Raw genomic sequence first — 14474 nt, 5'->3', positions numbered from 1 at the left:
CGGGCGTTTCCAGCAGTGTGATTCGGGATAGTAGCGGAATTCATTGTGGGAGTCGATTCTGGCTGCATCGTTAGAGTTCCGGCACGTCTGACGGCATATCGAAGTCGTGGTAGTACTCGCCTTTCTCTTTCGAGAGAATGTCGAGGACAGCGGCAGCACCGTCACCGGCTGCGATGACCGCTTGCCACTTCTCCGCTCGACCCATCGCACCGGTCGCGTACACGTTCTCGACTGACGTTTCCATGTCGACAGTCACGTCGACGACATCTTCATCGGTGAACGCACAGCCGAGACCCTCGGCGAGGCTTCGGTCACCACCAGTCGCGAGAACGACGTACTCCGCGGTGTACTCGTCGTCGTCCGTTGTGAGGACAAATCCGTCGTCAGTCTGTTCGATGGCCGTGACTTCTGTCTCGTACAGCGTTGCGCCACGGTCCCGGGCCTGCCCACGGGCAATCGTGAGGAACTCCTCGCCGCTAATTGAGCGCACGGCGGGGTAATTGAACAGGTGCGCCTTGTGCATCCACGACTCGTCCGTATCGAAGGTGATCGTTTCGAGGTCGTTCTTCGCAGCGTACTGTGCCGCACTCAGGCCGGCGGGGCCGCCGCCGACAACTGCTACATCTGCCATGTTACAGGACACGGACCGCCCACAGAAGAGTTTTACCATCTGGTAAAATATAGTCGAAGCCTCACGTCTGGCCCTGACCCACGCGACGCCCCCACTTACAGAACGTACGGTCCGCGCTGTCGAATCGGCTCGCCGTGCGGGCGACCCGAGACGGCGACGACGCGGAGTGAGTCATCGCTCTGGAGCGTCACCGACCGCGTGTCAGTGACCGGCAGCACATCACCCGCAGTGAACGGTTGCCCCTCGACCGTTCCGTCGCCGGCGACACCGTAGAGAAATCCGGACCACCCTTCCGGGACCGACCACGTCCATGTGTCGGCCACGGCGGCATCGAGATACTCCATCGGCGTGTGGAGGCTGATCGGTGAGCCCTCGCCGATAACTGTCGTGACCGTCGCGCCGCCCTGCTCCGCCGTCGGCAGCGTGTCGACCGTCGCATCGCCGTAGTCCGGGTCAGCGTCCTTCTCCGCCTGCGGCAGGTTCACCCAGAGCTGGAGGCCGGTGCAGGCCTGCCCGTCGGCGGGGAATTCGGAGTGGCGCATCCCGCTCCCGGTCGTGATACGCATCGCGTCGTTCTCGTATGCGGTATTTGCAACGCCCAGCGAGTCTTCGTGCTCCATACCACCCTCAATCATGTACGAGACGATCTCGAACCCGCGATGGGGATGCATCGGAAACCCGTTGTCGGGGTCGATGTAGAACTGCTCGAACAGGACAACCGGGTCCAGATTGTACGGATAGCTGTCCGTCGGAAACGCACGATTCGAATTCACGCCCGTCCCATGCCGGACTTTCTCTCCGGATAGCGGCCCGACAGCCGACGCCTGCGACTCGCTTTCGGTCATACACCTCTTTGTTTACCGAGCGGTAAAAACGGCGTGGCTGCAGCGCAACCGACCGCTATCTAGACTCCCCGTGGCGCTACGACGGTGGTACCAAACTCGTGCTGCGCTCACCGAGGCTAATTCTGGATACTCTGTGTGGCAACTCCAAATTACGAGAATGGTCCCAAACGGTCGTACGCCCTCCTTCAAAAGCGTGCAGTGAGCGGATGGGTTGGGGCGGATTCGAACCTCTGAGAGAGGCTTATAGCCTCTCTCAAGCCCGCAGCTCGCGTAACTCGCTGCGGACGCCGACTTCCTGGAAGGACATCGGTGTGGACTTAGCCAGTTCTGCACGAAGCGAGCAGTGTGGTGCGCTACGCGCGCGCGTGGTGAAGTACGACTATCACCATGTACTCCGAAGAGATTCCACCATCGGCAGCGATAGAGCAGTACCTAACCGCCCGAGGAAACGAACTTTCGGACGCGACGATACAGAATCACAGGTATCGACTCAAACAGTTCAGGCTCTGGTGCGAGGAAGAGGGGTTCGACGATATGCGCGAACTTTCGGGTCGAGAAACGGAGTCATTCCGTCTGGCTCGAGAGGATGATGACTTGGCTCCGATGACAGTTCGGAACCAGATGATGACGCTCCGCGTATTCACGGAATGGTGTGAGACGCAGGGTTATGTGAAGCCGGGCACCGCTGATCGGATCAGAACGCCCGCCGTCGCAAAGTCTGATCGGAGCCGTGACGATCACGTCTCTCAAGAAACAGCCGAGGAGATAATCGAGGCCTATTCGAAGTATGACTTCGGTTCGCTCCGACACATCCTCTTCTACCTCATATATCGGACGGGTATGCGAACTGGTGCCGTCAGAGCCCTGGATATTGGCGACGTTGATCTCGGACAAGATGCCTACATTTCAGTCCGACATCGGCCAGAGACAGGTACGCCTCTGAAGCGAGGTGCCGAGGGTGGCGAGCGACATATCTCGTTACTGGACGAAGAACTGGTTGAGGCTCTCGAGGCCTATTTTGAGCGGAATCGTCACGAGGTTGAAGACGATCATGGACGCAAGCCGTTGCTCACGAGCAGGGAGGGACGTATTGCGAAGACGACGATCCAGTCTCATATATACAGAGCAACGCAGCCGTGTGAACGAACAGGCAATTGTCCACACGACGAGAATCCCGATATCTGCTCGTACAGATCTGCTGATTCGGCCTCACAGTGCCCGTCCTCGGTTAGCCCCCACGCAATTCGGCGATCTTCGATAACCATGTTTCTTGACGCTGATGTAGAGAAGGACGTCGTCTCTGGCCGATGCAATGTCAGCAGAAAACGGCTCGAGGAGCACTACGATGCCAGGAGTGAGGAGCAGAAGCGAGCTCGTCGTCAACGTCAACTTGATGACTCACTCTGACAGAACAATCTACTAATCTACCGACTCCGAAGATAATTCTGGAAATATACACCAGAACACTATATTCTTCCCAAAATGAGTATAAATTAGCCATCAAAATACCATAAATCGAAGCACTTAGGTAATCAAATATACAAATTTTAATATGGCAATTCATCCAGACGTGTCGGATACGGAAGACTCAGACGAATCGGATACAGAAGATTCAGACGAATCGGATAACGACGAGAGTATTCGAAATAAGAAACAGTACTCGATGTACCTCGACGAGGAGCTCCAAGAGGAACTGGATGATATCTTCAAGAAATTTAATGCGCGTCGAAAACTGAACGATGAGCCACATGTTGAGAAGAACCGGCACTTCCATCAGGGGCTGATCGAGGCAGCGCTTCTGGATGCCGACTGGGAAGATTATGTCGAAAGGCGATTCGAGAAAACGTCGGAATAACTCTGACTCTGTCTGTCCACACACCCACCCCTTGCGTCATCTGCGCTAACCAAGGATAGTATGGGGGAGACTCTGACGCATGTTCACCCCCACCCCTTACGTCATCTGCGCTAACCGAGGAGAGAGTAAGAACAAGCGGGCGTCGCTTCTGACACCCAGTGTGTGGATTATATAAAGAATTGATTCTCCTATGACGCTCCTGTCGCCCATGACAGGTGGTTTTAAATACATGGGTTGTCACAGTCTTGTCATCATGATGTTTGACGAGGAGGTGGATATCTTCACCAACGAGGATGTGTTGCGTACAGACTGGGTGCCTGATGAGATCCCTGAGCGGGAGGACGAAATGGACAAGATTGAGTTCGCAATGAGGCCCATCACGAACGGATCAACTCCTCACAATCTATTCCTCTACGGAAAATCGGGACAGGGTAAGACGGCGGTTACAAAGTTCATGCTCGAAGATCTGCAAGAATACTTCGAGAGCGAGGAGAGTGATATTGATAAGGAGCTCAATATCAGTTACGTCTCTTGTCAGGATGCAGAATCTTCTTATCAAGTACTCGGCGAGATTCTAACCGTACTGGAAGACGACACAGAAAAGCGTCCGAAGGGATTCTCGACTGGAGATCTCAATAAGCGCTTGTTCGATAATTTGGAGGAAAGTGGCGGATTCCATATTTTGATTCTCGATGAGATAGACGCTGTTGGCTCGGATGACAGTATTCTCTATCAGATTCCACGTGCTGCAGCTAACGGAAAAATCGAAGAAGCACAGGTGAGCATCGTGGGAATCTCGAACGACTTCAAATTTTACAACCAGTTCTCTCGTAAGGTGGACGATACCCTGTCTGCTGTAGAGATTCACTTCGAGCCGTACGACGCTGATCAACTTCGGACTATCCTCCAGCAACGGGTGGAAATTTCGTTCAAAGATGGTGTCCTTGAGCCGGGTGTGATTCCACAGTGCGCTGCTTTGGCTGCACAGGATCACGGTTCGGCTCGACAGGCGATAGAGTACATCCATCGAGCTGGGGAACTGGCCCGACACAACGTGGATGAAAGCGTTACAGAGGAACACGTCTCGCGAGCTCAGGATCAGATCGATCGGGAAAAGCTGATCGAAAACTTCCGTTCGATGACGACTCAGGATAAGTTAGCTCTCACTGGGCTGCTGGTTCTCGAGCTCAAATCAGAGACACCATCTCGGACGAAAGAGATCTACGATGAGTATGTGAACGTAACGGAGATGATAGACGCTGAAACCTATACACAGCGTCGCATGTACGAACACCTGCAGGCAATGACGACACATGGGTTCGCGGACTCGAAGGAGATCAATCGAGGCCACCGAGAAGGACGTCATCTCGAATTCGAGCTCGCGATTGGCGTCGACGAAGCCCTGGATGCCTTGGAGCAGGAGCCTCGGTTCAATGGCCTATCGGAGAAGCTGTATGAGATCCAGTCAGTCCAGTAGTATGTCTCAGATGTATCGCTCGTGACGTACGGGGTGACGTAACTAATTCTTCTCAAAACCGCTTATGACGTAAGGGGTGTGTGACGACGAATTGCGACATACCCCCGGACGGTATCCGGGAGCGCTTATGACAGAAGGGGGGTGTGTGTGTTCGACTACCTCTGTTCCCAATCACGCTCAGTATTTGGCTCAGGCATCTTCTTGAAGTTCGACTTTTTTGTGAAGTTAGAGTGATTCATATATGGGGCAGGACTCTCCTCCAGCATACTGTCTTGAACGAGCTCCTCGTTAGTCTCGAACCCGACGAGCTCAACCGAGTTCGCCTCCTCGTCGACATACGTGCTGACGAAGATATCCGCATTTTCGTGATCATAGCCCTGCTTCAGGAGCAACCACCCGTTCTGATACGTAGTCGCCTTGACATCAACCGTGACAGTCTCTCCGTCGATCTCGAGCAGGCAATCGATACCGTCGTCACCCGTGGCAGAGATCGAGCGATCAACCTCAGCCTCTTCGTAGAGTAGGGACATGGCTTTCTCGGCCATGAGGCCCGTCTCGTGGAGCTCCAGGCCGTCGTCGGAGGTGTAGTTCGTGTCTGCCGTCCTTCCGTCCTCGTACGACTGGTTGCGGGCTCGAGCAATTTCTTCGACGTCGACCATCTCTTCGTCGGTGAGCTCGATCCGGACTCGGCCAGAAACTCGGCCATCCTTCGTGCTCGACGACGTGCTGTTGCAGTACGACTCGACTGATTCCTTACCGAAGTCAGTTAGACTCATTGCGACAGAAGCTCGCCAGACGTTGCGCTCAACTGACGAGTATTCGAGAACGGCAGCGGTTCACACGAGTATGTAGATGGAAGGAGTCAGCGCCGGATCAGACTATAAACGCCAGCTGCGAGGAAGAGGACGACGACGCCTGGTGTCCCCCAGATGGTGGCCACGATCATCGTCATACAGACGATCGAGAGTACTGGGCCAACGTCTATCCTCATTCGTCTGCCCCCAGGAAGTCTCGTAGACGCATCGTCCGATCCGACACACTCCAGGTATCCGGCGACCCATTTCGCTGAACTTCTCTCTCGATCAGGCCCGCTCGTCGGAGTGCAGCCAGCAGTGACGCGTTAAGCTCGAAGTCAGCTGCCTGGAACGTCGACTCGGACTCGGGTAGTTCCTGGAGGAGATCCTCGTGGCGCTCGACCGTGTCCAAGACGTACTCGGACAGGAACGGTGTGTCAACCTCGTCTACACTTATTGCCTCCAGTACGTCCTCACAGTCGTCTGTGAGCTCCCAGTCGACGACACGCCCGAAAGAGCTGCCTGAATCTTCGACGAGGCCAGCGGATTTCAGAGTGTACAGCTCTGAGCGCCCAAATTCGTCCAGGTGCTTGCACCGGAACGTGCTCCCGTTCAGCTCCGAGAGCATCTCGACGTGCTCGTTAACGAGTCGGAACTGTCGGAGGCGATCTGTGCTCGATTCTTCGGCTGCTTCAACTTCTCTCTCTTCAACAGACATTTGCGACGAAAAACGAGGCTCGCTTCTGGGCCCCCCGGTTGCATGTATCTGTAGTCTCGTCGCTACTTAAAGGGGGTAAACCCTATCGATCTTCGGGGATGATCCCGCCGTCGGACGCCTGGATCGCCTTAGCGCACGTCAGACGGATGTAGCAATAGTCGCCAGAATCTTTGTCGAATTTTCTTCTGCTCAAATGAGACGCCCTAATCATTCTTTCCATAGCGTCTATGTCAGATTGGTAATATTTACCGATGTTCTCAGCCGTCCAGTAGGCCAGCTTAGATGCCAGTTTGAAGTCGGCCACGCTCGCGTCCGAACATCCGTGCCCATCGTCGTTCCAGAGCTTTGCGAACTCGTCGTCGGCCTCGCACGCCGTCTCGATCAGTTCCCGATCTTCGTCTGTCATCGGCTTCTTAGCTTCCGGTGACGACTGCCCAGGATCCCAGTTCAGCTTCTTCGTGGACGTGTTCTTCCTCCGACCGCCAGACGAGCTCGAACCCGAACTGTCCTCGTCTTCACCAGACTCCATCCATTTCTTCTGAATCTCCCGAGCTTCTGGGCCACACTCAGTGATCTCCGTCGAGAAGCCCTTTAGAGTGCGTCCTGTTACAGTCAGATATCTGTCTTCTTCATACAGTTCCAGATCCATTCCGTCCCCGACCGGGACTTTGTTCGCGCACCCATCCACGAGTCCGTCAGTGAAGAAATAGATGTGTAGGCCGGTTCCTGACGGACTAAGCTCGACAAAACCACCTGGGAGAGTCCAGACTATTTGCAAAGCGAACTCGGCGATACTTCCCGACTCGAGATCCACGCAATCGTCCAGGTCGAATCCGGCCAGCCTGTTCTCGTCAGAGCAAACAAGTCCGATACCATCGTAGGACGGCGAATTAGGACGTTTAGACTTCTGAACTACGTCCATTGCCTCCTCGAACGTGACTGCTCCTTCTTCCGTAGTCGGATCCGTTTTGTAGAACTGCATGTTAGGTGCGTACGGAACCTTAGATTCCTCTCCGTCTTCGTCTGTCTCAATTCGGTAGACGATGAATAATTCTCTCTCCCGAAGACTCTCTGGGATCTTGAATCGTCCTTCCTCGATGACAGGATGCATCTCTGTCGAAGGCGAGTCGTCCAGGTGTTCACACATCTCTTCGTCCGTCTCGTCCGCAGTCGTTTTCGTACTCATAAGCCGATTCACATCATCCACGATGCGACGTAGTTCCTCGTGAGAGGATATTTGGCTGCGTTCAGTACCCCAGGTAGCTGCCGTCGTCTCCGACCGCGTCGTCCGAACCTCGATCGCCTGTCACCGCGAAGTCGTCCTCGATCGGCCCCGAACCGTGTAGGGCACGAGGCTCTTCATGATTTGGCTCGACGACAGCGTCGTGTTCGGGATCGTCCATGTCGACGCCGTCGGGCTCGACCGGTGGGCTGTCCGCGATCTCGGCCTCAATCTCAGCGTCTTCGGTTCGAGACTCGGCCACCGTGGCCTCGTGCAACATCTGTAGTTCGGGATCGTTACATCGTGCTTCGGCCTCGATGCGCTCGATTGTGTCGCGATCTACGTTCAGTGGCCCGTGACGAGCGAACTTGTCTACGGGCGACGCGCTTGGTGACTCAGGTGAGTCAGTCGTAGGAACATCCATTGCGACGTGAGTTCCCATCTGAGTTTTCGTCATGTCACATCTCAGATGGGTTATACGGTTAAGTATTTGTTCCGTGAACGAGGCTCGCTTTTGCCTCGTACTATCGAATCTGTAGTCTCGACGATTGACTTAAGGGGAGAATGTATCACGCTAATTATCAAAGAGTCGTGTGCTACACGAGCTGTACAAATCCTGACTACTGGTGCCCGTTCAGCAGATTATTCATGTTCTTAGTTGAACCCTTTTTCATCGGATTATGATCAGCGTCGATAGAATTTGTATGGGTGACTATTTTCATACCCTTACCCTTCTTTCGCTTAACCGTTATTTTATCCCCCACCCTCTCTTTATCCATTGAACCCAAGTTTATATGTCCATCAGAAAGAGAGACTATTCCATTACCATTTCGACTGATTCGATCTATAGTAACGGTATAGACGCTCCCAGGGTTCATTTCTGATTTCCGGCTTATCATGTCTATGAGTCAGGTTACCATCATTTATATTTTTCCCAGCTGAATATATATCTCGTCCAGTCAGAAGTTTCGCAGCGTTCCGAGACGTAGTATGCGTGTGTTCGAATCTATCTCTTTCTCCCCGATTGGTTTCAAAGACTTCAGCCTCGGGTTCCTCTTGGCACTGGCGCTGCGTCGTGGCCGACTCCGGTTACTCTTAGACAAGGTACTCCCCGACGACGGGCAACCGTAGCTCCATATCGCAGTCACTGGCTTATCGAGACTGAATCTATGCTTGGCACATCAATAGGCCACCAGACAAAAATCAGTCTTCAGTATCGCTTCCACGAATTCGATAATACAATACCCGAACTGATACCAACCCAATCGCAGAAATTGCTGGATGCCATACCCCGCCAGCAACGTTCTGAGCAATCAGTTCACCCTGTACTATTGAGCTCGTCACCAGTATTTGAACGGAGACAGCCATAAGAAAAAGTACAAGAGTCACGTTTGTATTGACACTTGAGGACGCCTTCGCGCGATAATCTGCTGGCATCCCGTCTTCGTCTTCCAACCCCTCAAGTTCGGCAACTATCATCGCAGGAGAGCGAAGCGAGGACGTAAAGCCATTAATCGTCGCAAGTGCAATGAATACAATCGGATAGATTCCCGGAGTAAGTGGGTGGAGGAAGTCATAGGTACCAATCAGAACTGCTGTCCAAGCAAATACTTTGAATTTCGGCTCCCGTAGATATGTCCGGAATAGCGTTATCTCTGCCAATATCTTCAAACGTGTATCTATGTCATATCTCGATTCAGTTTCGATAGATCTCTCGAGAATAGGGATAATGTGTTCAATACCAATCTCCTCAGTCTTACTCACGTCAAACTGTTCGTAGAGTTCCTCTCGAATATCTGCTTCCGATCGCTCCACAGGCCCGTCGTCGTGTCCTCCTTCAGGCGGTGGATCCTCAGTTTCACTTTCCCCTGTCTCCATGCAAAATAATATTCGCATGGTTACATAAATTCACCACGTACACTGTGAACTGTTCTCTTTTTTCAATCCGGACGTGCAAAGCACACGTCTAACCTAGGGGGTTCACACCCAACAAATGTACCTGTAGTTCTCTACTACTGTCTCAGTATACCCAATTCAACACAGATTAGAGACGTCACCCATGTATCGGTAGCTACATCGAATATCTGGGCTGATTATGCGGACGCACCCGCCCCTCCCCCCGGTACTAAATCGGCCACAAGTCTGTGTCTCACGAATAGATGAGTTTTCAGTACAACTGGTACCCAGTAATTTCCACCACCACCTGCATATCATACGAAAGACGCTATCTCGACTTTGATTATGAAGACGCACCCCCGTCCCCCTCGGTACCAGATACTGATTCACGCCAAACGATGCCCCTGTCGCCCCCTTCCAATGCTTCGAAGCACACGTCCTGCAGTACATGGGCTTCGACCAATGGTGTCAGAAATAACTCACGTAGGGGTACATAAAGGGGTGCCCCGAGATCGTGTGGCCAGACAGGGGCTCAGTCGACTTATAAATGATTCTGAGATCGGGCAGTATAGGGTATGGCTCTGTGAACAGTCTCAGAAGTCCAAACTTCTTGACAATCTGAATAAGAGGCGTCACAAGCGATCCTGACAGCGTCACAGTCGACGCTGGCAACCAGTCAGGCGAACCAGACTCTCGTCCAAGCGCTGCTCGCTCCATCTGCTCCGACAGTGCGGGTTCGGGCCCGACGGCCTCCTGATCGTCGACGACGTCAGCACAATAGTCGGGAAATACGCTCGGCGGTGGGCACCGGTATGATGGTAGTGAGGGAGAGCCGAGATCAAAGACAACGTCCCAGGCAGTCGGCCCCTATCCAGCCCAATCGAATCCGATGTAGTACCACGATCACAGGTAGCCCATGCTATCAGTAAGTCTGAACCCACGGCTAATCGCAAGATAACGCAGGTATGGTATCAACTTGGACTTTGTTTCAGGAGAATAGTCATGATTCGTAGTTAAAGCTTTGACACATCTGCCAGGAGAGACAGCCACGTCAATCTCAATGCGTCCGAAGATACAGGGGGATATGGCATCAATACCTATATCCGAGACTGCTCGTCTCGGCATCATCCACACACGTTTTGCGGTCGTCGCAGACGACGAAGCACGTTGTATGGTATACGCTCTCACTATCTTTGAGGGCCACCTCTCTCGATCGTGGTCGACGTGGATCGGTGCCAGGCGAACGAGCTCGTACTGATCTACCATGTCTGACTTCTATAGCCAATGTCCTGAGTGTCGTTCTGAAAATATGCAGCCCGGTGGGGGATGTATCACATGCCTTGAATGTGGCTTCTCACCCTGTGGCTAACCGTCGAATCGAGGCTTTTTGAACATTCGTAAGAAAATCATATCTCCGTCGCACCCTATTTTCGCCCTCATTCCTCTCAGAAGCAATATGGCTCTGAGATGGCGCACGCGCGATTTTTTGAGGGGCAAACGAACCAACCCTTAGCCCCCTCCCCTGCTCGCTCGTGAGAGGCCACAGATTTCCTTAGAATCGATCTGGAGGTTATGGCGCATCCTCCATATCGGACTTCGGCTCATTCAGGCCCGATTAGAGGCCGACTGTTGGCTCTCAATCGGTTCAGGCTCAAGTCGAGAGGGGTTGGACAGGAGGGGGGGCCACTACGTTCTATACAACACAGCATATGTAGTATACGAACAGGACTGCCGTCAGTTAGTACACTACAGCAGTGAACACCGTTGTTGTAGTATAGAGGTAGAGATACTGTAGTCTAAGACGTCTAACGTAGAATACGAAAGGGATACTTTCTGTAAGTACACTACAGCATTAGCACCGTTGTTGTAATATATAGAGGGTAGTAATACTGTAGTAGAAGACGTCTATCGTTGAATAAGAAGGGGCGGTAGGTTGTACAAGAACAGGCCCTGTACCCTACAGAGCCACAGCAGAACTTGTTCTTGTCCGACCATACGCCAGCCGAGCTCGCAGTCATCGAGTTAGAACAGGCTGTCCTCGATCTCCACGATTGCAGATTCTGCCATATTTTCTTACGAGTGTTCAATTATCTACGCCTTCGTTGAACCCGACTATCTCCCTCGTCCCCGAAGTATTGCTTCCCTGTCAACAACTCAACAACGGTGTCCACCGCTGTGTGTATCAGACAACCAAGGGGCTCTGATGATATGTCTCTCTCGGACGTACCATCAGACAGTTGCATTGTCTGAGCCAAACCTCGGGGAGTTATTTTGTCGATTCACCCGCAAGGGTATCTATGGAAACAATCAAGCTCAGAGACGACGTATACGAGCGCTTGGGATCAGAGAAGAGAGAGGAAGAGGACTTTAACGCGGTTATAAGCCGACTCTTGGATGAGTCAGAAAACGATTGGCGCGAAGGGTTCGGAACGATTGATTCCGACGAAGCCGACGAATTACTGGAATCAATACAGAGAGAATAGGTAGTCACCACAGCTGCGCTATGTCGCATCAAACGCTATCAAGATGTCGCCGTCGAATGAGTCGTGCACCTTGAGAACCACGTTCGAGAATGCCCGTACTGTAGGAGCAAACGACGACTATTCGCGACTGAGCTCGTCTCTCGATCTCAAAGCTACTGCTCGCTTCTGTGTCGGCCTCGACGCTTGCTCTGTCCGTCGCGAGCGATCTACGGGAAATCCTCGATCGCTCTCAGAGTAATGGGATACCCATCAAACACTGACGCCTGTATATGAACGAATTTCCTTTCTCTGAACGAATAGATCCTAACAGCTGTATTGGGTTTAAGTCTGAAAGCGAAGTACATCGTATCGAGGGGACTGCCTGAATGTCAGATAGTGATGACGGTAATACCATAATACTGGACACAAAGTACTGGATCCGACTCAAGAAATGTCCAGATGATCTTGCCCAGTTCAAAGAAGCGCTATCTGAAGACGACGAGGTATTATTCAGCTATGGGAATTACATGGAACTCATCAAGCGGGACGAGCAAGATACTCTTTCAAGAATATTAGCTGAGACTGTTGAGACATACATTCCGAGCATGGATTATGACGGAGATACGTACATATCTTCAGATGATCCTGTCGATCTCATCCCGGAAGAGAGTCTGAAACCAACGGTTAGAAGCCATGCAATGGACTTCGGCGAAGAGAAGACGCTACGCTTCCTCTTCCGAGCTCATGATTGGGATCCCAGTGAAACAGTCTACACTGAGATGACAGACACCATGCGCGATATTGAAGATAAATATGGCTTTGAAAATTCCTACGCTGCAGCATTCCCCGACTATCTTGAGGAAAGTGACGATGGCGAGTTCATTATTCGAGAGGAAGAGATTGATGTCGCAGAGTATGTGAGGAAGCTATTCGGGCTGTACCGTATTCGATTTATGAAAGATAACGAGAATATAGACGAGCACGATCTCCCAGATATGGAGATATGCACTCACGCAGTATTGACTGACTGTGATTTACTGCTTATTGAGTCAAAATGGAAAAATCTGGAGATCGTGAACAAGGTAACGTCCCATTTAGAAGGGAATGAAACCCTCCAAGTGATTGATAGCTTCGAAGAACTAATTAGAATAGTCGGTAATTGAGCGGGACACTTCTTAACATAAAGAAATTCGTTTACCCTCAAGAGGAGCCATACAACGGTTTATATGCATATATTCTATTTCACCAGAACCGTGTAGCACAGACACTATACTCGGCAACCCAGCATCGTAGGTGAATTCATGCCAAATGTCCAGTGAGACTGGGCACAGAATTTATAAGTTTCAGAATTATAACTATAATAATAGTTCGGAGCAGCCGGTTGGTGCCCGAAAGAATACACATACCGAGAAAATACTATCACAAAATATACAATTATTTGGACTATGCAGAACAGTATTTACCAGTTGTCTCATTTTCCTCAATTTGTCCCGAGTTAGATGGCTGACTGTCAATTAGTGGAATTTTGGCAATAGTGGCAAGAGGAATCAAATCCCGATTGGTTGGTGTAGAAAAGAGTATTGTTAAACTTCCTGTCAAGAACCCGAATGGTGGATTTCAAGATGGAACACAGAACGCTGCTAAGATGGAAATTGAACTGAAAAAAGAGTAGTATACAATCTTAAGCACAGTCGACCGAGATCACGCTATTGCTCCGGCTATACTACTTATCAAATTTTCCATACTATAAGCACCAAGTATGATAGAGAGGCTAAAGGTGAGAACTACGAAGACAATGAATAAAATCTCTGTAGCATAACTTAGCAGGTTTCTCCTACTAATCTCGGTGATAACACTGCTGAATGCCTTTTTTACAGCACGCTTATTATCCATTACTCTATAAGAAAATGGATCTGATTCGGATCCGTACTTCTGGACAAGGTGATCAGCTTCAATAGCTGTCTCTTCGGAACGGCTTGTTAAATATCCAGTATTGTCATTTTTCGTCATTACCAGCTCGACATCGTCATCCCGATCCAATGCCTTCTGATTCTTTCTATACTGCTGCCTGATCTTCCGTCTTGACTTTCTGGCCTCAGAAAAATTTGGATATATCTTTTTAAAAAAGCCAACAATCTGACTCATTATATTGTCGAGACATGGATATCCGATTCCGCCTTAACATGGACAGTATATTCGCCATCAGTAGCAGAATAAGCGTCTTTCACCCACTTATGATCTAAAACCTCGTCGACAGTGAGCCCAGCACTTGCTATTTCGATTTTAACAGTTCGCTCTCCATTCTGATGGGGTTTAGAACGCCTTGATTGAAACTCAGATTCAATCCGGGCCTCGATACGCTCCTCGTTCGACATACACTTGGATATCATGTCGGTTGCAATAATCCTTTTTCCGCGCGTACCGTCCAACTCTTAATTAGAGCCCATTAAGCAGTCTTGAGACAATCCACAATAACGAGCGTCGATACACCCGGTAGTACTACTATCATCAATCCCCTAAACATTAGAAATTTCACCGTTGAAGGAGCTATAGAGTATCGCAGTCCTGGTGAAG

Annotated in this window: 15 protein-coding genes; 5 read left to right on the top strand and 10 right to left on the bottom strand. The window is 51.1% G+C overall.

Features of this window, described 5'->3' with window-relative positions:
- Window positions 1-70: 70 nt before the first annotated feature.
- Entirely contained in the window at window positions 71-631 is a 561-nt protein-coding gene (locus G9C82_RS17420; protein ID WP_127014809.1) for an NAD(P)/FAD-dependent oxidoreductase, read from the bottom strand.
- A 95-nt stretch (window positions 632-726) separates the two neighbouring features.
- Window positions 727-1476, bottom strand: coding sequence for a pirin family protein (locus tag G9C82_RS17415; RefSeq protein ID WP_127014808.1), 750 nt, complete (start codon window positions 1474-1476; stop codon window positions 727-729).
- A 387-nt stretch (window positions 1477-1863) separates the two neighbouring features.
- Between G9C82_RS17415 and G9C82_RS17410 the strand changes: the two genes are divergently transcribed.
- From G9C82_RS17410 to G9C82_RS17400, 3 genes are all read left to right on the top strand, one after another.
- Entirely contained in the window at window positions 1864-2883 is a 1020-nt protein-coding gene (locus G9C82_RS17410; RefSeq protein ID WP_127014807.1) for a site-specific integrase, read from the top strand.
- 145 nt (window positions 2884-3028) lie between these two features.
- Entirely contained in the window at window positions 3029-3331 is a 303-nt protein-coding gene (locus G9C82_RS17405; protein ID WP_127014806.1) for a hypothetical protein, read from the top strand.
- Window positions 3332-3584: 253 nt separating this feature from the next.
- On the top strand, window positions 3585-4808 hold the full coding sequence (locus tag G9C82_RS17400; RefSeq protein WP_164734775.1) for a Cdc6/Cdc18 family protein: 1224 nt from the start codon (window positions 3585-3587) through the stop codon (window positions 4806-4808).
- A 155-nt stretch (window positions 4809-4963) separates the two neighbouring features.
- Here G9C82_RS17400 and G9C82_RS17395 read toward each other — a convergent pair whose 3' ends face one another.
- The 6 genes from G9C82_RS17395 to G9C82_RS17370 all read right to left on the bottom strand — a co-directional run bounded on the left by G9C82_RS17395 (window position 4964) and on the right by G9C82_RS17370 (window position 9420).
- Complete coding sequence (locus G9C82_RS17395; RefSeq protein WP_127014804.1) at window positions 4964-5584, bottom strand: hypothetical protein; 621 nt, start codon at window positions 5582-5584, stop codon at window positions 4964-4966.
- A 211-nt stretch (window positions 5585-5795) separates the two neighbouring features.
- On the bottom strand, window positions 5796-6320 hold the full coding sequence (locus G9C82_RS17390) for a hypothetical protein (protein WP_127014803.1): 525 nt from the start codon (window positions 6318-6320) through the stop codon (window positions 5796-5798).
- An 82-nt stretch (window positions 6321-6402) separates the two neighbouring features.
- Window positions 6403-7506 carry a hypothetical protein gene (locus tag G9C82_RS17385; protein ID WP_127014802.1) on the bottom strand — a complete coding sequence of 368 codons (1104 nt, stop codon included), beginning with the start codon at window positions 7504-7506 and terminating at the stop codon, window positions 6403-6405.
- Window positions 7507-7567: 61 nt separating this feature from the next.
- Window positions 7568-7999: a hypothetical protein gene (locus G9C82_RS17380; RefSeq protein ID WP_127014801.1), complete on the bottom strand. Its 432-nt coding sequence runs from the start codon at window positions 7997-7999 to the stop codon at window positions 7568-7570.
- 163 nt (window positions 8000-8162) lie between these two features.
- Window positions 8163-8441, bottom strand: a complete 279-nt coding sequence (locus G9C82_RS17375; RefSeq protein WP_127014800.1) for a hypothetical protein — start codon at window positions 8439-8441, stop codon at window positions 8163-8165.
- Between the two features lie 304 nt (window positions 8442-8745).
- Window positions 8746-9420 carry a hypothetical protein gene (locus G9C82_RS17370; protein ID WP_127014799.1) on the bottom strand — a complete coding sequence of 225 codons (675 nt, stop codon included), beginning with the start codon at window positions 9418-9420 and terminating at the stop codon, window positions 8746-8748.
- Window positions 9421-11735: 2315 nt separating this feature from the next.
- On the opposite strand from G9C82_RS17370, the gene G9C82_RS17365 reads away from it, so the two are divergent.
- Together G9C82_RS17365 and G9C82_RS17360 are read left to right on the top strand one after the other, a co-directional pair.
- Window positions 11736-11921: an antitoxin VapB family protein gene (locus tag G9C82_RS17365; protein ID WP_127014798.1), complete on the top strand. Its 186-nt coding sequence runs from the start codon at window positions 11736-11738 to the stop codon at window positions 11919-11921.
- 365 nt (window positions 11922-12286) lie between these two features.
- Window positions 12287-13063 carry a hypothetical protein gene (locus tag G9C82_RS17360; RefSeq protein ID WP_127014797.1) on the top strand — a complete coding sequence of 259 codons (777 nt, stop codon included), beginning with the start codon at window positions 12287-12289 and terminating at the stop codon, window positions 13061-13063.
- Window positions 13064-13601: 538 nt separating this feature from the next.
- Here G9C82_RS17360 and G9C82_RS17355 read toward each other — a convergent pair.
- Window positions 13602-14045, bottom strand: coding sequence for a hypothetical protein (locus G9C82_RS17355; protein ID WP_127014796.1), 444 nt, complete (start codon window positions 14043-14045; stop codon window positions 13602-13604).
- Window positions 14045-14275: a hypothetical protein gene (locus G9C82_RS17350; protein WP_127014795.1), complete on the bottom strand. Its 231-nt coding sequence runs from the start codon at window positions 14273-14275 to the stop codon at window positions 14045-14047. Before G9C82_RS17350 ends, G9C82_RS17355 begins: the two co-directional genes overlap by 1 nt.
- Between the last annotated feature and the right edge of the window lie 199 nt (window positions 14276-14474).

This window comes from Haloarcula sp. R1-2 (assembly GCF_011627385.1).
GTDB lineage: Archaea > Halobacteriota > Halobacteria > Halobacteriales > Haloarculaceae > Haloarcula > Haloarcula marismortui.
The sequence above is the reverse complement of the archived record's forward strand: the minus strand, read 5'-3'. Positions and strand labels throughout refer to the sequence as shown.